At 63.7% G+C, this 18083-nt stretch carries 15 protein-coding genes; 8 read left to right on the forward strand and 7 right to left on the reverse strand.

Features of this window, described 5'->3' with window-relative positions:
- Window positions 1–28: 28 nt before the first annotated feature.
- Window positions 29–1549 (forward strand): Do family serine endopeptidase, encoded by a 1521-nt coding sequence (locus KY084_RS03910; RefSeq protein ID WP_219237138.1) that lies wholly within the window; start codon window positions 29–31, stop codon window positions 1547–1549.
- A 63-nt stretch (window positions 1550–1612) separates the two neighbouring features.
- Here KY084_RS03910 and dinB read toward each other — a convergent pair whose 3' ends face one another.
- Window positions 1613–2701: a DNA polymerase IV gene (dinB, locus tag KY084_RS03915; protein ID WP_219237139.1), complete on the reverse strand. Its 1089-nt coding sequence runs from the start codon at window positions 2699–2701 to the stop codon at window positions 1613–1615.
- Window positions 2702–2786: 85 nt separating this feature from the next.
- On the opposite strand from dinB, the gene KY084_RS03920 reads away from it, so the two are divergent.
- Window positions 2787–4757, forward strand: a complete 1971-nt coding sequence (locus KY084_RS03920; protein WP_219237140.1) for an OPT family oligopeptide transporter — start codon at window positions 2787–2789, stop codon at window positions 4755–4757.
- 88 nt (window positions 4758–4845) lie between these two features.
- On the opposite strand, the gene queF is transcribed toward KY084_RS03920, so the two are convergent.
- Window positions 4846–5292: a preQ(1) synthase gene (gene queF / locus KY084_RS03925; protein WP_219237141.1), complete on the reverse strand. Its 447-nt coding sequence runs from the start codon at window positions 5290–5292 to the stop codon at window positions 4846–4848.
- Window positions 5293–5330: 38 nt separating this feature from the next.
- Between queF and KY084_RS03930 the strand changes: the two genes are divergently transcribed.
- From KY084_RS03930 to KY084_RS03950, 5 genes are read left to right on the forward strand one after another with little or no spacing between them, the layout of a single operon-like run.
- The gene (locus tag KY084_RS03930; RefSeq protein WP_219237142.1) at window positions 5331–6878 is read left to right on the forward strand and encodes a cryptochrome/photolyase family protein; all 1548 of its coding nucleotides are present in this window, start codon (window positions 5331–5333) and stop codon (window positions 6876–6878) included.
- A 55-nt stretch (window positions 6879–6933) separates the two neighbouring features.
- Entirely contained in the window at window positions 6934–7773 is an 840-nt protein-coding gene (gene sseA, locus KY084_RS03935) for a 3-mercaptopyruvate sulfurtransferase (protein ID WP_219237143.1), read from the forward strand.
- Window positions 7770–8969: a cystathionine beta-lyase gene (gene metC, locus KY084_RS03940; protein ID WP_425516716.1), complete on the forward strand. Its 1200-nt coding sequence runs from the start codon at window positions 7770–7772 to the stop codon at window positions 8967–8969. Before sseA ends, metC begins: the two co-directional genes overlap by 4 nt.
- Window positions 8966–10261, forward strand: coding sequence for a mechanosensitive ion channel family protein (locus tag KY084_RS03945; protein WP_219237145.1), 1296 nt, complete (start codon window positions 8966–8968; stop codon window positions 10259–10261). The genes metC and KY084_RS03945 overlap by 4 nt, the downstream gene beginning before the upstream one ends.
- Before the next feature lie 37 nt (window positions 10262–10298).
- On the forward strand, window positions 10299–11438 hold the full coding sequence (locus tag KY084_RS03950; RefSeq protein WP_219237146.1) for a GNAT family N-acetyltransferase: 1140 nt from the start codon (window positions 10299–10301) through the stop codon (window positions 11436–11438).
- On the opposite strand, the gene KY084_RS03955 is transcribed toward KY084_RS03950, so the two are convergent.
- The 4 genes from KY084_RS03955 to KY084_RS03970 form a co-directional block, all read right to left on the reverse strand.
- Window positions 11399–13147 (reverse strand): hypothetical protein, encoded by a 1749-nt coding sequence (locus KY084_RS03955; protein ID WP_219237147.1) that lies wholly within the window; start codon window positions 13145–13147, stop codon window positions 11399–11401. The two genes, KY084_RS03950 and KY084_RS03955, sit on opposite strands and share 40 nt — an antisense overlap.
- Before the next feature lie 354 nt (window positions 13148–13501).
- Window positions 13502–14344, reverse strand: coding sequence for a MipA/OmpV family protein (locus KY084_RS03960; RefSeq protein WP_343227948.1), 843 nt, complete (start codon window positions 14342–14344; stop codon window positions 13502–13504).
- Between the two features lie 86 nt (window positions 14345–14430).
- Window positions 14431–14850, reverse strand: coding sequence for a DUF2141 domain-containing protein (locus KY084_RS03965; protein ID WP_343227949.1), 420 nt, complete (start codon window positions 14848–14850; stop codon window positions 14431–14433).
- Window positions 14771–15568 (reverse strand): sterol desaturase family protein, encoded by a 798-nt coding sequence (locus tag KY084_RS03970; RefSeq protein ID WP_219237386.1) that lies wholly within the window; start codon window positions 15566–15568, stop codon window positions 14771–14773. Before KY084_RS03970 ends, KY084_RS03965 begins: the two co-directional genes overlap by 80 nt.
- Window positions 15569–15734: 166 nt before the next feature.
- Here KY084_RS03970 and KY084_RS03975 point away from each other — a divergent pair, with 166 nt between their 5' ends.
- Window positions 15735–16196, forward strand: coding sequence for a hypothetical protein (locus tag KY084_RS03975; RefSeq protein WP_219237149.1), 462 nt, complete (start codon window positions 15735–15737; stop codon window positions 16194–16196).
- Window positions 16197–16500: 304 nt separating this feature from the next.
- Here KY084_RS03975 and KY084_RS03980 read toward each other — a convergent pair whose 3' ends face one another.
- The gene (locus KY084_RS03980) at window positions 16501–18030 is read right to left on the reverse strand and encodes a S10 family peptidase (RefSeq protein ID WP_219237388.1); all 1530 of its coding nucleotides are present in this window, start codon (window positions 18028–18030) and stop codon (window positions 16501–16503) included.
- Between the last annotated feature and the right edge of the window lie 53 nt (window positions 18031–18083).

Raw genomic sequence — 18083 nt, forward strand, 5'->3', positions numbered from 1 at the left:
CCCCATGTAACTGAGAGGACCGATATCCGTGCGCTACGCTTACGCGATCACCACCGCACTTCTCCTCGGCGGCGCTGCCGCGTCCATGACGCTTCAGCAGCCCGCGGGCGCCCAGACGGCGCAGAATGACGACAGCAATATGGCGCAGGTCGCGCCTCGCAACGGCGCGCCCTCCAGCTTCGCCGACATGGTAGAAAAGCTGCAGCCCGCCGTGGTGAACATCTCTACCACGCAAAAGGTGAAGGTGCAGGCCAACCCGTTCGCAGGCACGCCGTTCGAACAGTTTTTCGGTCAGCAGGGCGGGGGCGGGCGTCCGATCACGCGCGAAGCCGAATCGCTCGGATCGGGCTTCCTGATCTCGCCCGATGGCTATGTCGTCACCAATAACCATGTCATCGCGGCGGGAAGCGCCAACGCGGTCGTTCAGACGATCACCGTGACGCTGACCAATGGCAAGGAATACAAGGCGAAGCTGATCGGAAACGATCAGGCGTCCGACCTTGCGGTGCTGAAGATCGAGGGCAACAACCTGCCCTTCGTGAAGTTCGGCAATTCCGATTCGGCGCGGGTGGGCGACTGGATCATCGCGATCGGTCAGCCCTTCGGCATCGGCTCTTCGGTCACCGCCGGTATCATCTCCGCTGTGCACCGCGTCACCGGTGGTGGCCCCTATGACCGCTTCATTCAGACCGATGCCGCGATCAATCGCGGCAATTCGGGCGGCCCGATGTTCGACATGCAGGGCAATGTGATCGGCATCAATTCGCAGATTCTCTCGCCGTCGGGCGGCAATGTCGGAATCGGTTTCGCGATTCCCGCGACCGAGGCGAAGCCGATCGTCGACACGCTGATGAAGGGCGGCACCGTCAAGCGCGGCTATCTGGGCGTCCAGATTCAGCCGATGACCGACGATATCTACGATGCGCTTGGCGTCGAAAAGGGCAAGGGCGAACTGCTCGCCGCCGTCGAACCGGGCGGCGCCGCCGCCAAGGCGGGCATGAAGCAGGGCGACCTGGTCCTGAAGGTCGATGGCAAGGACGTCACCCCCGACCAGTCGCTCAGCTATCTGGTCGCCAATGTGAAGCCGGGCCAGACGGTTCCGTTCGAACTGCTTCGCGACGGCAAGCATATGACGGTGCGCGCGACGCTGGATCAGCGGCCGCCCGAGGACGAGCTGACCCCGCTCAATCAGGACGATGACAGCGGCATTCCTCAGGGTCCCGATTCGCAGGCCGAAAGCCCGACCGCGTCGCTGGGCATCAGCGTGACCCAGCTGACCCCGCGCATTGCGCGCCAGCTTGGTGTTTCGGCCGATACCAAGGCGGTTGTCGTCCTGGGCGCCGACCCTTCGAGCGACGCGGCGCAAAAGGGCCTTAGCCGCGGTGACCTGATCTATTCGGCCAATCGTCAGCCGGTCACGTCTGCCGAGGAACTCGGCCGCGTAGTGGCGCAGGCCAAGGTCGCAGGGCGTAGCCAGGTGCTGCTGTACGTGCGGCACGATACGGTCAGCCGCTACATCGCGATCGGCATCGATAACGACGACGAATAAGAAGCGTTTTTTCAGCGCTTCGCATCGAAAAACTCCCGTCCGGATGACCGGGCGGGAGTTTTTTTACAGCGGCAAGCCGGGTTGAACCTCTGCTTCCCCCTCGCCGGGACGGAAGATTCCCGACAGCGTCAGTCCGAGCAGACGGATGCCGAGCCGGGTAGGCAGGAACTGGTCGAGAAGCTGTTCGCCGATCGCCAGAAAGGTCGCGCTGCCGTCCACTTCCTGCGCGAAGCTGATCGCGCGGGTGCGGGTGGTGAAATCGGCGAAACGGATTTTCAGCGTCACCGTGCGTCCGCGCGTATCGCTGCGTTCGACCCGTTCCCATGCCGCGTCCGCCACCCGTGCCAATGCGTCGCGCAGCGCCGCACGGTCGCGCAAATCCTCTCCGAACGTGCGCTCGGCACCCACCGACTTTCGCGGCCGGTCCGGACGCACGGGCCGGTGGTCCTCCCCCCGCGCCGCGCCATACAGATAGTCCGCGCTTGAACGGAAATGGGCTTTCAGAAAATCCAGGCTCTTGCCCGCAAGGTCCGCGCCGGTACGGATGCCCAGCCGCTCCATCTTCGTCGCGGTCACCGGCCCGACGCCATGGAAGCGTCGGATCGGCAGCGTGGCGACGAAAGCAGCGCCCTTTGCGGGCGGAATGATGCACATGCCATCGGGCTTGTTCTGGTCGGACGCCAGCTTCGCGATGAACTTGTTGTACGACACCCCGGCCGAAGCGGTGAGGTGCGTTTCTTCGCGGATGCGGGCACGGATCTGCTGCGCGATCGCGCTTGCCGAACCAAGGCTGTGCCGGTCCTCCGTCACGTCCAGATACGCTTCGTCGAGCGAGAGCGGTTCGATCAGGTCGGTATAGTCAGCGAAGATATCGCGAATCTGCTGCGACACCGCGCGATAGACGTCGAAGCGCGAGGAAACGAAGATCAGGCCGGGACAGCGGCGCTGTGCGGTGACCGACGGCATCGCCGACTTCACCCCGTATTTGCGCGCTTCGTAACTCGCCGCCGCCACCACGCCGCGCGCCTTTGCGCTGCCCACCGCCACCGGGCGCCCGCGAAGCGCGGGATTGTCGCGTTGTTCGACGCTGGCGAAAAACGCATCCATATCGACATGGATGATTTTGCGGATGGGGGGCGGATCGTCGGCCATGCTGCTATATGTTTCCGCCATAGCGCGGCTAGCGCGAACATGCCATGAACGCCTGCAGGATTGCGGCAGTAAAGCGGGGAACGGGATGAGCGACACGAAGCGGGCCGGGACGGCCAGCGGATCACCGGCGGAACTGACGCTACGCGGTATCTTGCTGGGCGGGGTCATCACGCTGCTGTTCACCGCCGCCAATGTCTATCTGGGGCTGAAGGTCGGGCTGACCTTCGCCACGTCGATCCCCGCCGCCGTCATTTCGATGGCGATCCTGCGCGGGTTCAAGGATTCGACCATCTGGGAAAACAATATCGTCCAGACGGTGGCGAGCGCCGCCGGAACGCTCGCCGCGATCATCTTCGTGCTCCCCGGCCTCGTCATGATCGGCTGGTGGCAGGGCTTTCCCTATTGGACGACCGCGGCGATCACGGGCACCGGCGGCATATTGGGGGTGCTGTTCTCGGTGCCGCTTCGCCGCGCGCTCGTCGTCGATACCGACCTTCCCTATCCCGAAGGCAAGGCGGCGGCAGAGGTGCTGAAAGTCGGGTCCGAATCGCGTGAGGGCGCTGCGGAAAGCGCCAAGGGATTGTCGGTGCTGCTGTGGAACGGGCTTGCCAGCGCCGGCTATGCGATATTGACGCAAACGCGGCTGTTCGCAGGCGAAGCGGCGACCTGGTTCCGCGTCGGTGGCGGCGCGACGGGGGGTGGATTCACGCTATCCTTCGCGCTGCTGGGCGTAGGCCATCTGGTCGGTATTTCGGTTGGCCTCGCCATGTTCGTCGGCGTGATCGTCAGTTCGGGTATCCTGCTTCCCATCCTCACTGCACAGAACCCGCTTCCCGGCGGTCCCGAAGCCTGGGCGGGGCAGATTTTCGGCGACGATGTCCGCTTTTTCGGCGCAGGGGTTATCGGCGTCGCCGCGATCTGGACGCTGCTTCGGATCGCAGGGCCGGTAATCGGCGGGGTGCGCTCCGCGATGGCAGCAAGCCGCGCGCGCCATGCGGGCGAAGCGCTGTCGGTCGAGGAGCGTGATCTGCCGATCGCGATCGTGGGCGCGGGGTCGCTTGTCATGCTGCTGGCGATCGGGTGGCTGCTCTATTCGGTGATCGCGTCGGGACCGCTTGCCGGGTCGGAGGTGTCGCTGATCGCGGGCGCAGTCATTTTCGTGGGCGTCATCGGCCTGCTGATCGCGGCGGTTACCGGTTATATGGCGGGGCTGATCGGCGCATCAAATTCGCCGGTTTCGGGAATCGGCATCCTGTCGGTGGTTGCCGCCGCGCTGATGCTCGCCGGGATGTTCGGCCGTGACACTGGCCCCGACACCACCGCCGCGCTGGTCGCCTATGCGCTGATCGTCACAGGCGTGGTGTTCGGCGTTGCGACGATTTCGAACGATAATCTTCAGGATCTGAAGACCGGGCAACTGGTTGGCGCGACGCCATGGAAGCAGCAGGTGGCGCTGGTGATCGGGGTGGTGTTCGGTTCGATCATCATCCCGCCCGTGCTCGACCTGCTCAACACCGCGTTCGGGTTTGCAGGCGCACCGGGGGCGGGGCCGAATGCGCTGCCCGCCCCGCAGGCCGCGCTGATTTCGGCACTGGCCAAGGGCGTGCTGGGCGGCGACCTCAACTGGGCGATGATCGGCTGGGGCGCGGTCGCAGGCGTGATCTTCGTGATGCTGGACGAAGTGCTTGGCGCGGCGGGGCGGATGCGCCTGCCGCCGCTCGCGGTTGGGATCGGCGTGTACCTACCGATGTCGCTGATGCTGCCGGTATCAACCGGCGCGCTGATCGGCTGGTTCTACGATCGCTGGGCGGAGAAGCGGCGCGACAGCGAATTCGCGCTTCGCATGGGCGTGCTCACCGCGACCGGCATGATCGTTGGCGAAAGCCTGTGGGGCGTGGTGTTTGCCGGGATTGTAGCGGGGTCGGGTAGCAGCGGCGCGATGGCGCTGGCGGGCGATGGCTTCCAAACCCCCGCGCTGCTGCTCGGCGTCCTGCTTTTCGCGGGCCTTCTCGCCTTCCTCTACCGCCGCACCCGGCGATTGGTGGTGAGCGACTGAGCCACCGTTGTTCTCTCTTGTTGTCAGAAAGAAAGACCACCCTTCGACAAGCTCAGGGTGAACGGGGGTAAGAAATGACAGTGTCGGCTTACCCCCGCCCGCGATATCCCGGCACGCCCTGATCGGGCAGCCATAGCCCCTCGGGCGGCGGGCCGCTCTGCCAGAACACGTCGATCGGGATGCCGCCGCGCGGATACCAATACCCGCCGATGCGCAGCCAGTGCGGCGCCATTTCGGAGAACAGCCGCTCACCGATGCCGACCGTGCAATCCTCGTGAAATGCCGCATGGTTGCGGAATGCGCCGAGGAACAGCTTGAGCGACTTCGATTCGACGATCGTTTCCTTCGGCGCGTAATCGATCACCAGATGCGCGAAATCGGGCTGTCCCGTCACCGGGCAGAGCGAGGTGAATTCGGGCGCGGTGAAGCGCACCAGATACGGCTTTCCGGTGCGCGGATTGGGAACATAATCGAGCTCCGCCGCTTCGGGAGAGGCGGGTAGCGGGCTTTCCTTGCCAAGATGCTTGGGTGTCATGTCCCGCGATGTAGGGATGAAAGGCGGCCAAGGGAATAATGACGACAACGCTCATCCCCATTCTTGGCGACCAGCTTACCCCTGATATCTCCTCGCTCGACGGCGCTGACCCCGATACCAGCGTCGTGCTGATGATGGAGGTTGCGGACGAAACGACGTATGTCAGTCATCACAAGGCGAAGATCGCGTTCATCCTGTCCGCCATGCGCCACCATGCCGCGCGGCTTCGCCAACTCGGCTGGACGGTCGAATATGTGAAGCTCGACGATCCCGACAATTCGGGCAGCTTCACCGGCGAAGTCGCGCGCGCGGTGGAACGCCATTCACCGGACCGCATCGTCGTGACGGAAGCCGGCGAATGGCGGGTCGCCGCAATGCTCGACCAATGGGAAACGCGGTTCGAGGCGGAGGTGGAGATACGGCCCGACACCCGCTTCATCGCCACCCATGCCGATTTCGACGACTGGGCAGAGGGGCGCAGTCAGCTTCGCATGGAATATTTCTACCGCGAGATGCGGCGCAAGACCGGGCTGCTGATGGATGGCGACAAGCCTGAAGGCGACAAATGGAATTATGACAAGGCGAACCGCAAGCCGCCGCCGGGCGGCACGCTCGACATGCCGCGCCCGATCGAGTTCCAGCCAGATGACGTGACGCGTGAGGTGATAGACATGGTCGCGAAACGTTTCGCCGACCATCCCGGAAGCCTCGATTCCTTCCATTTCGCGGTCACGCATGAAGAGGCGATGCGCGCCAAACGTCAGTTTCTCGATCACGCGCTGCCGTGTTTCGGCGACTATCAGGATGCGATGCTGACCGGCGAACCGTTTCTGTGGCACTCGATCCTGTCGCCCTATATCAACTGCGGCCTGCTCGATCCGCTCGACCTGTGCCGCGACGTTGCCGAGCGATATGCCGACGGCAAGGTGCCGCTCAATTCAGCCGAAGGGTTCATCCGACAGATCATCGGATGGCGTGAATATGTGCGCGGCATCTATTGGCGCGAAGGCCCCGATTATGTGGCCCGCAACTTCCTGAACGCGAAGCGCGACCTGCCCGGTGTCTATTGGACCGGCGACACCGACATGCACTGCCTGTCCCAGGCGATCGGCCAGACGCTCGATCACGCCTATGCCCACCATATCCAGCGGCTGATGATCACCGGCAATTTCGCGCTGCTGATCGGTGCGGACCCCAAACAGGTGCATGAATGGTATCTGGAAGTGTATGCCGACGCCTATGAATGGGTCGAGCTTCCCAACACGCTGGGCATGACGCAGTTTGGCGATGGCGGGCTTCTCGCATCCAAACCCTATGCGTCGTCGGGCAGCTATATCGACCGGATGTCGGACTATTGCACGCACTGCCGCTATGACGTGAAGCAGCGCACGGGCGAGGATGCCTGCCCGTTCAACGCGCTGTACTGGGATTTCCTTGCGCGCAACGAGGACAAGCTGGGCGACAATCGTCGCCTTTCCATGCCCTATCGCAGCTGGGAAAAAATGGATGCCGACACGAAACGCAGCTTGCGGGCTTCGGCGCGCGCGTTTCTCGACCGGCTCGACGGCGCGTCCGGCGCAGATTAGAACTGTTCCCGACTGCGGCGGGGCGAACGGGTTTCACAGCATGGAGGAAGCGGTCATGGAATCACTTGTGTCGCCGCAATGGCTTGCGGACGAAACGGGCGCAGCGGATCTGCGCATCGTCGATGCCAGCTGGTTCCTGCCCGATATGGGCCGCGATGCGCGCGCTGAATATGAGCGGCGGCATATTCCCGGTGCGGTGTTCCTGAACCTTGCCGATGTCAGCGACAGCGAAAGCAGCCTGCCGATGATGCTGTCGTCCGCCGATATGTTCGCGGATCGCATGAGCGCGCTTGGGCTGGGCGATGGCTGCCGGATCGTGGTCTATGACAATTCGCCCTTGCATACTGCGGCGCGCGCATGGTGGATGCTTCGCCTGTACGGCGCGCAGCGGGTCGCGATCCTCGACGGTGGCCTTGCCCGATGGGAGGCGGAGGGCCGCCCGCTGGAAAGCGGAGCCGATACCCTGCCGCCGCGCCGCTTCGCCGGGGCGAGGGACGATCGCGGCGTTCGCGATCTGGCCGCGATGAAAGCCAATCTTTCCAGCGGGGCGGAGCAAGTGGTCGATGCCCGCTCGCCCGCGCGGTTTGCCGGAGCCGAAGCGGAAAGCCGCCCCGGCGTCGAACCGGGTCACATACCGGGCGCGAAAAATGTCTATTACGCCGATCTGTTCCGCGAAGACGGCACATGGAAGCGCGGCGCGGACCTGCGCCAGGCGTTTGAAGATGCGGGGGTGGAAATTGATCGGCCGGTCGTCACCACCTGCGGTTCGGGCGTGACGGCGGCGGTGCTGCTTTTCGGCCTGCACCTGCTTGGCAACGAAGCGGCGCTGTACGATGGAAGCTGGACCGAATGGGGTGCGGACCCCGACACGCCCAAACAGACGGGGATCATGTGAGCAGCGAACACGCGAAGAATATCGAAACGGCGACGCGGCTGGTAACGGCGGGGCGGCGCAAGGAATGGACGCAGGGTATCGTCAATCCGCCGGTCTGGCGCGCATCGACGATCCTGTACGACAGCGTCGCCGATATGCGTGCCAACGCCGCGCGCGACACCCATCATCGCCTGTTCTACGGCCGGCGCGGAACGCCCACCCAATGGGCGCTTGCCGACGCGCTGACCGAGCTGGAACCCGGCGCGGAGGCGACGTTCCTGTATCCCAGCGGCGTTGCGGCGATTTCAGCGGCGCTGCTGTCGGTGCTGTCGCCCGGCGACGAATTGCTGCTTCCCGACAGCGTGTATGATCCCACCCGCGGCTTCGCGACCGGCATGCTGAAGCGGTTCGGGATCGAAACGCGTTTCTACGACCCGCTGATCGGGGCGGGCATCGCCGATATGATCGGGGAAAATACCCGCGCCATCTTTATGGAAAGCCCGGGCAGCCTGACGTTCGAGGTGCAGGACATTCCAGCGATCGTCGCGGCCGCGAAGGCGCGGGGGATCGTGACGCTGCTCGACAATACCTGGGCGACGCCGCTTTATTTTCCGGCGATCGAAAAGGGCATCGACCTGACCATCCTTGCCTGCACCAAATATGTCGTGGGCCATTCCGACGCGATGCTGGGTTCGGTGACGACGACCGCGCAATATTGGCACCAGCTTCGTTCGACCAGCTTCGCGCTGGGGCAGGTGGTGAGCGCCGACGACGCCTATCTCGGCTCGCGCGGGTTGCGCACCATGGGGGTGCGGCTCGCGCATCACGGCAAAAGCGCGCTGGAAATCGCCCAATGGCTGAAAACCCGGCCGGAGGTTGCGCGCGTCCTTCACCCCGCGCTCGACGATTGTCCGGGAAGCGATATCTTCCATCGCGATTTCAAGGGCGCGTCGGGGCTGTTCGCGTTCGTGCTGAACGGCGGCGACGATGCCGGGCGGGTGGCGTTGCTCGACGGGCTGGAATTGTTCGGAATGGGATATAGCTGGGGCGGTTTCGAAAGCCTTGCCACGCCAATGGATCCCGACCGCATCCGCACCGCCACGACATGGCAGGCCGAAGGGCCGGCGATCCGGCTGCAGATCGGGCTGGAGGACACCGGCGATCTGATCGCGGACCTTGCCGCCGGGCTGGACCGGTTCGCGGCGGCCGGCGGATGACGCGCCAGGCGCTCGACTGGCTGGCGCAATACGGCATCACCCTGCCGCCGACGCCGTATCTGATCGAGGCAGGGGTCGCCTGCATCTTCGCGATCGCCGGACTGGTCGCCGGGTGGTATATCGGTCGCCGCTTCGGCCCGCGTCTCAGCGAATTCTGGAAGGAGCGCGTGGGCGGTGCCGAAGGGCTGGGCGACCGGATGGGCGTCATCCTTCGTCACGGGTCGGCGGCGCTGATCCTGTCGTTCGTTTCAGCACTCTGGCCCTGGCACCTGCTGGCGGCGACAGGCGTGGGACTGGCGCTGGGTGCGGCGACGGCGCTGGTCGCGATAGAGGTGCTGCGCGGGCTCAGCCTGCCGCGCTGGGCGGCGTGGATCGTCGGCGCGGTGTTGTTCGTCGCGATCTTCTCCAACGCCATTGGCGGGCTGGAGGTCATTACCGCGGCGATGGAGCGGATCGGCTTCGCGGTCGGATCACGCCGCTTCACGCTGATGTCGCTGGTGACGATCATTCTGGTTTCGACACTGCTGTTCGCCGGTGTCCGTCTTGCCAACCGGGTCATCGGCCATTCGGTGCAACGGACGAAAGGGTTCGATCCGGCGCAAAAGCTGCTGGTGCAGAAATTGTCGGGCATCGCGGTACTGGTCGCAGCGTTCTTTATCGGCGTCGATTTCCTCGACATCGACCTCACTACCTTCGCGGTGTTTTCGGGCGGCCTCGGCCTCGCCATCGGTTTCGGGTTGCAGAAGACGGTGGGCAATCTGTTCGCCGGAATCATCCTGCTGATGGACCGTTCGATAAAGCCGGGCGACGTGATCGTAGTGGGCGACAGCTTCGGCTGGGTGAACAAGATCGGCGTGCGCGCGGTCAGCGTCATCACCCGCGATGGCAAGGAGCATCTGATCCCGAACGAAAACCTGATGACGCAGGAGGTGGAGAACTGGTCCTACTCCGATCGCAACGTGCGCGTGCGCATCCCGGTGGGGGTTTCGTATAACGCCGACCTTAAACTGGCGCAGGAACTGATGCTGAAAGCGGCGCAGGACAGTCCCCGCGTGCTGAAGACGCCGAAACCCAATGTGTGGCTGGCCGGCTATGGCGAAAGCTCGGTCGATCATGAAATCCTCGCCTGGATCAACGATCCCGAAGGCGGGGTGGGCAATGTCCGTTCGGATGTTCTCAACCGGCTGTGGCATTTGTTCAAGGAAAACGGCATTGAAATCCCGTTCCCGCAGCGCGACGTGCATGTGAAGAGCTGGGCGGACGCGGCGAAGCCGGGAATGGATCGCGCCTGACCTTTCCCCCGGCCAGATCGCGTCCTACATTGCCCGGGTGAATTCGCAGCCGATCACTGCCCGCATCGCCGAGGGCGTCCAGTCCGTCCCCGCCGCCGACTGGGACGCGTGCGCCGGGCCGGACAATCCGTTTTTGTCGCACGCCTTTCTTTCGATCCTTGAAAAATCGGGATCGGCGAACGCGCAAACCGGGTGGCAGCCGCTTCCGGTGATCGTCGACGGACCGGATGGAAAGCCGGCGGGAATCGCGCCCGCCTATGCCAAGGGGCACAGCCAGGGCGAATATGTGTTCGACCATGCCTGGGCGGATGCATGGGAGCGGGCAGGCGGCGACTATTATCCCAAATTGCAGGTCGCGGTCCCCTTCACCCCGGTGCCGGGACCGCGCCTGTTGCTGCGCGAGCGCGATTCGGCACCCGCGCTGATCGCCGCGCTGGAGGCGGTGACCGATAATAACGGGCTATCCTCTGCGCATGCCACGTTTATCGCCCCCGATCAGGTCGGCGCGTTTCGAGATGCCGGCTGGCTGATCCGCCGTGGCAACCAGTTTCACTGGGCGAATGACGGCTATTCCTGCTTCGACGATTTCCTCGGCGCGCTCGCGAGCCGCAAGCGCAAGGCGATCCGCAAGGAACGTGCGCGCGCCGTAGAGGGGCTGACCATCCGGCATTTGACGGGCACGGCTATTACCGAGGCGCATTGGGACGCCTTCTGGCAATTCTATCAGGATACGGGCGCGCGCAAATGGGGGCGGCCCTATCTGACCCGGCCTTTCTTCTCGATGCTGGGCGAAGCGATGGCCGACAAGGTGCTGCTGCTCTTTGCCGAGCGCGACGGCGCGCCGATCGCGGGCGCGCTCAACCTGATCGGCGCCGACGCGCTATATGGCCGCTATTGGGGCTGTATTGAGGACGTGCCGTTCCTGCATTTCGAACTGTGCTATTATCAAGCGATCGATGCTGCGATCGAACGCGGGCTGGCGCGGGTTGAGGCGGGCGCGCAGGGGGAGCACAAGCTGGCGCGCGGCTATGTCCCGGTGCCCACCTGGTCGGCGCATTACATCCCCGACCCTGGCTTTCGCCGCGCGGTTGCCGACTATCTGGTTCGCGAGCGCGAGGCGGTCGAGCAGGAACAGGATTATCTGGGCGAACTAGCGCCCTTCAAACGTTCGGGCTGAGGCGCGTCGCCGACAAGCATGGCAGCGCTCTTCACGCCGTCGCCGGGAAGCGGGTTGCCATATCCCGCCAGCATGCGCGCGATCCGGCGGCTGTGCCGGGCGCGGGCGAACATTTCGGGGCCATAGGGGCCAAGGTCCTTCATCCGGATGCGCGGCGCTGCGGCGTCATGATCTACGCGGAACAGCGCGCTGGTGCCGCTGCGCCAAACCGGCGTCAGCCCCTGTTCCAGATGGTGGTCGTATTTCGGCGGGTCGACGATCCACACATAATCGAACGCCGAGCGCGGGAAACCGGCCAGCGCGCCGGCGATCGGCCGCCACCATTCGCGCGGGCATTTGACGTCGCTGACGATCTGCGACGGATCGTGGCGATAGCCGCGTCCTTCGGGAAAGCGCACGGTGAGCAACTGACCGCCCTCCATCGACCATTGGTCGTTGGCGAAGGCGAGGCGGCGTTCCAGTGCGATGCCCGGCAGATGCTGAAGCCGCGTCATCTTCCATTCGTTATAGCAGGTTTCGCCGATAAAGGTGACGAGCCGCGCGCCCACCGGCACATGGTCGAGCGCGGCGAGATTGCGGTCATATGTCTTGTCGTAGAGGTAGAAGCTGGCCGTTGTCGCGGCCATGCGCACGCCGAAAAAGGCAAGGCCGATTGCCGCGATCACGCCCGCCCGGCGGATTGGAAGTCCGGGGCGCGGCCGGATCGCGATCAGCGCGATCATGAAGATGAACGGCACGAGCCGCATATCGGCATAGGCGGAGCCGAACACCACGCGCGGCAGCAGCAGATAGACCGCGAGCAGCAGCAGGGCCGAAAGCGTCAGGTTGCGCGAATATTGAATGTTGGGATCGCGAACGCCCTTGAACAATATCAGGTACAGCACCGCCAGACAGGCAAGATCGAACAGCTGCCAGCGGTCGCGAAAGACCTGGGTCACCCACAGCATCTTCGCGCGAAAATTGAACCAGTCAAAGGTCTGTCCCGAAACATGGCCGGTTCGCCACGCCACCATCAATATCGCCGGCGCGGCGAGCACCAGACAGTGAAGACCGGCGTAGATCGCAGCGAGAAGCCAGTTGTACCACGAGCCGCCCAGACGGTCGCGCTGGCGCACCAGTTCGCCCGAAAAGGCGAGCAGGCCAAGCAGTCCCCAGCCATAGGTGTGCGTTACCCATATAATGAAAGATAGCGGCACGAAGATCGCGGCGCGCAGGCCGATGCGTTCCAGCCGCCCAAGCCGCAGCCACAGCGCGAAGGCGTTGAGCGCCAGCGCCATGGCGAGCGCGAAATTGACAAAGCCGAAATGAAACGGGAAGCTGTAGACCAGCGGCAACGCGAACAGCGCGGTTGCGGGGATTTTTCCGTGCACCTCGCGCGCAATCCACAACAGGCCGATCGCGGTGAGCATCGGGATCGCGATGACGATCAGCTTTACTGCCGCTTCCAGCCCCAGCAGCGCGCCAAGCGGGATGATGAGCAGATCGATGCCGAGATTGCCGATCAGGCTCCAGTGAAAATCGTACCAGTCCTTGAGCCAGGGAACGCTGCCATAGGCCTGTTGCACGCGATACCGGCCCATATGCCCCGGCAGGTCGACCAGCGGCGGAATATCGGGCCAGATCAGCGGCACAATGGCCAGCAGGGCCATGGCAAGCACAAACCAGCGCGTTTGCCACCAGAATTTTTGGTTCGATCGGTCGTCCTGCATCGAACCGCGTTTAGAATGGCGTTGCCGCAGCGCACAAGTCGATAATGGCGAAGCGACCTGAACTCAGGCGATGGCCGGTCGTAGCCCCTTTACGATGAAGACGGGACGTTCCATCCTGGTCGCGATCCTCCCCGCGACATGCCACAGACCGATCTCTGCGGCCTGCCGCTCGCCATCGCTTTGTGCATCGCGCTTTGCCCTGCGCGGCCATCAGGTCCTGGACGAGCGCGTCACGGCGATCGGGCGAGAGCGCAGGATTGCTCATCCGCCACAACCGGCCACGCACGACGAAATAGCGTCCGTCGGGCGTGACCGGGTGGCCGCCGGCGGTGCCGGTCGGCGCGGTTTGCGGCATCAGAAGGTGTAGGTAAGTCCGGCGCCTACCGTAAACTGATCGGCATCGCCGACGTCCGAAACGATCGGGCTGTCCTTATATTTGCCCAGCATGCGCGTGTAGAACACACCGCCACCAATGCCGAACCCGTGGAGCAGGTCGCCGCTGATGCTCTGTATACCGTACAGGCCGAACGAAGCGCTTTTGAACCCGCTGTCGCTAATGTCGTACGTGCGCAGGCCGCTCACCACCGAACCCTCCGGCGTCACCGAGAAATAGGTGCGGCCATAGCCCTTGCCCACATAATCGGCTGAAGCCGACAGGCCGACCAGTGTTTGGCGCGAAAGCGGCGTGGTGTAGCTGATCTGCGGCGTGACAACATAGCTGTCATACGCCCCTGCGACATCGGCCACGACGGCGACGCGCGCCGAAAGCGTGTCGTAATCGCTCGTGATCACGCCGGTGCGCGAAATGCCGACGAACCCGCCCAGTTCATACGCGGTGTCGAGCTTGCCCAGTGCCGCAACCTGCGGATTGTCGATATCGCCGGTACGGTTCAGGCGAACGCCGGCGATCGGTCCGGCGCTGAAATTGGTGCCCGGTCCGGGCGCGTCGGGGACGAGGTCGACATAAAGTTGCGTGCCGCGCGACCAGAAATCAATCCCGCTGACCTTCCCGTTGACGAGCGCCGCCGGATTCCAGTTGTTGGTATCCGCGCCTTCATAATCGGGAACCGACGCAGCCCCGATCCCGACGGTCACCCGGTCGCCCGCAAGACTGTCCGCCGGATCGGCGGTTTGCGCGAGCGCCGGGTGAAGGGTCGCCGCGGCAAGTCCGGCAGCGCAGAAAAGACGAATCAGCACGAAATTAAACCTTTCGGTATGGAGATTGGCGGCCCAACGCACCGGTGACATTTCGGGTCCCGCAATATCGCAGCAACATGGCGTTGTCACAGAATATATTGGATCTTTATGTCCTGATTTGCCGTATCCGCACCGAGCACGAACCGGACGGCGGCGAAACGCGGCGGGCCGAAATGCACCGCCGGATTGCGCGAAAATCCAAAGCCTTCGCGCGGAATGCCGGCAAAGGTATCGAGCCGCGAATTGCCGTTTTCGTCATGGATTACCGACACTGCATAGGTGCCGGGGGCGAGCGCGTCGAACCGGATGACGTGCTGCGCCGCGGGGACCGAGCGCCGGATCGCATTCGGATCATCCGCACAATCGGGGAAATGCGCGGCGCTTGCGGTCAGGCACAGCAGCACCTGTCCTTTTTGCGAACGAAGATTATCGATCCGAACCGTTAGCGGCGAAGGGGCGGACGGTGCCGCCGCGCCGGTCAGCGCCGCCACCACGATCAGCGCCACCCCCAGCCGCCGCAGAAACCGTTGGACCGGCCCGGCGCTGGAAACTTCCAAGGCCATCGTCCGTGCGGCATAGGCGATCCCAGAACCGGAAATAGAGGCCATAATTGCATCCATAGCGTTCGTGATGGCGTTGATGGTGGCTGGCAGTGATTAGCCAGCGCCCCAATGGCCCGTCCCAGATGAACCGCGGGAAAACCTCCCACCCCATATGGTTGGTGACCCCCATAACCGTCATCACGGCAAGCACAAAGCCGAGCGCGCCGATATGGATCGGAAGGATGAAAACCAGCGCCGGGATGACGATCGCGCCGGTAAGCGCCTCGATCGGGTGAAAGCTCATCGCCGCCCATGCGGTCGGCGGGCGGCTGGCATGATGGACGGCGTGTGCGATGCGAAACCATCTGGGGACATGCATCCAGCGATGCGTCCAGTAGAACCAGGTGTCGTGCGCGAAGAGATAGGCGAAGACGCTGACGGGAATGTACCAGATCGGCATGGCGTGGATATCGGCATAGATCCGCGTCCAGCCGCGATTATGCCACCCCCATGCGACGATCCCGGCAGGCACGCCATAGATCGCGGCCGAATACAGGCTCCAGCGGATTTCGCGCAGCATCTGTTTGTCGAGCCCGGCATATAGCCCCGGATGCCTGATCCGCGTGGCAAGCGCGAACCCGCCGCTGGCGATCAGATAGCGCACGCCCACGATCAGCGTCATGGCGATGGCCGAGACAAGAATGGCAAGCGCAATGGTCACGGTCCGGGTTTAGCGGATCGCGCGGGCGGTGGCGAGATGGGTTACGGGGCGGGTATAGGGGAGACGGTATCGTCAGGTATTGGCGATAGCCGGTTTCTTGTCTGCAAATAAAGCGGAGTTGCGGATAGTGATCAGCGAACCTTTGGCAATTTCGGTTCGAGCGGCGGGCAATATGATGCGCGCTGCGCACGAACCGTGGTGGATTATCGCTGGTGCCGCGGTTGCGCTGCACGGGGCGGATGCGGGGCAAGTTTCGGATGTTGATGTCCTGTTAAGCGTTGGCGATGCCGAGCGCCTTTTCCCGACTTTCGGATTGGAGCTCCGGCGCGGACCAAGCCATGCGAATTTCCGATCGGGTATTTTCGGGACTTTTACCGAGGCACCGCTCCAAATCGAATTTATGGCGAATTTTCGCTATCGCGTCGGCGGCAATTGGTTGCCGGCCAACCCGCGGACCCGGGAAGCCGTCGAATTTGGCGAGACAACTGTTTTCGTTCCCGGTTGTATAGAGTTGCAACAGATGCTGCGCGGCTTCGGCAGGCCGAAGGATATCGAACGCGCTGAACAACTCTCTGTGCTTCAGAGCTAAACCCTTCAGCTTTGCGGCGACCATGTTTAAAGCCCCCCCCCCCGGCAAGTCGTCATCCCAGCGAAAGTTGGGATCGGCTTCCGTTGAACGAGACATCGAATATCAAATAGCCGCAAGTGTGACTCGCTCACTGTATCGTCATCGCGAGGAGCGCAGCGGCGCGGCGATCCAGCAGTCATCGGCATGATGCGCACATCTGCATCGTCGCGCCCTGCGGGGCTCGCAATGACGATATTGCCATGGGTTCCGATGACGCGGGGCTGGGGCGACCGAAACGGTCGTCCTTTAACGCTGGGCCGCCCCGTCAGCGGTGGAACAGCGCCCTTGCGTCTGCCTTGAAGCTCGCGCCGCTGTCGGAGCGCGAATAGAACATATGGCCGCCGGGATAGACGTCGAGCTTCACCCGGTCGGCCATGCCGAAATCGGGCATTTGATCGACGATCAGGCGCGATGCCATGAATGGGCAGGACAGATCGTCCCAGCCATGCGCGATCATCACCGCCATGTTGGGATCGTTCGCAATCGCCTTGCGCAAATCCTGCACCGGGGTGTCGTCGGGCTTTCCCCGGTCCCATGCCTGATTCACTTCATAGGACAGCGCGTGATAGCGCGCGGTCGTCTTCCACCCCACGGTGCGGGTGACGAAATCGACCATCGCGCTGGTCGTCGGCGCGATCAGCGCGTCGAGGATCGGATCGTTCGACTGGCGCTCGGCCGACCAGGGAAAGGGATCATAGGCGGTGACATTGCTGTCATAGACGCTGCCGATCTTTCCTTCGGCGCGGTGCACTTCGCGCAAATAGGTGCCGGCATCGACCCGCCCGCCCAGCTTCGCGACCAGATCGCGGTCAAGTCCGGTAAGTTCGGTCACATGATCGACCAGTCGGTTGACCGCCGCCGGGTCCGACCGCCCCTGAAGCAGATCGGTCGCGAACTGGCCGCGCGTATAGGCGACGACGTCCTGCATCGCCTGCGGGGTCAGCCGCCCTTGGCGTTCCATATGCGCCGCCGCCATCGAGGGCAGGTCGATCATCCAGGGAAGCGGCGAAAGCGCGGTCGACCCCGCGCCCGACGCCGGGTCGAGATAGGGCGAGACGAGCACGATGCCGCTGACGCCAACGCCGATTTGCGACTGAAGCTCGTACGCGATGCGCGGCACGCGATACCCGCCATAGCTTTCGCCGACCAGATATTTGGGCGAGCGCAGCCGCCCTTCCTTCACCAGCCAGTCGAACACCACCTTCGACAGATATTCGATGTCGGGATCGTTGGCATAGAAATGCTTCTTCGTTTCGTCGGGATCGACAAGGCTGCGCGAAAAGCCGGTTCCGACGGGATCGATGAACACCAGATCGGTGAAGTCGAGCCAGCTATTGGCATTGTCGGTGGTGACCGGCGAATCGGACGGCGCATTGCCCTGCGCGCCGAACTGAACGCGCTTCGGCCCGATCGCGCCCATGTTGAGATAGACCGACGAAGCGCCGGGGCCGCCGTTGAAGGCAAAGGTTACCGGCCGGTCCGTCCCGCCGCCGGGCACGGTATAGGCGGTATAGACGACCTGGCCGATCTCCTTGCCCTTGTCGTCGCGCACGGAAATGGTTCCGACCGTTGCCTTGTACCGGATGGTGCGGCCGCCGATATTTGCGCTCTGATCGATGCTTTTGTCGTCGGGCAGTGGGGGAAACTTGCTGTCATCCTCGCTCTTCTTCTCGCTGGTCGTCGTGGTGACCTGCTTGTCCTGCGCGATGGCTGGCGTGGCGGCGAGTGCGATGGCGAACGCGGCGAACAGCGGTTTCAGCTGCAAGAATATTCCCCCGATGATATGTTGCCACATCAGCCTTAGGGTGGCGGGCAGGTGCGCGCAATAGCGCTTGTCCGCCATGCTCG

This window comes from Stakelama flava, assembly GCF_019351405.1.
GTDB classification, from domain to species: Bacteria; Pseudomonadota; Alphaproteobacteria; order Sphingomonadales; family Sphingomonadaceae; genus Sphingomonas; species Sphingomonas flava_A.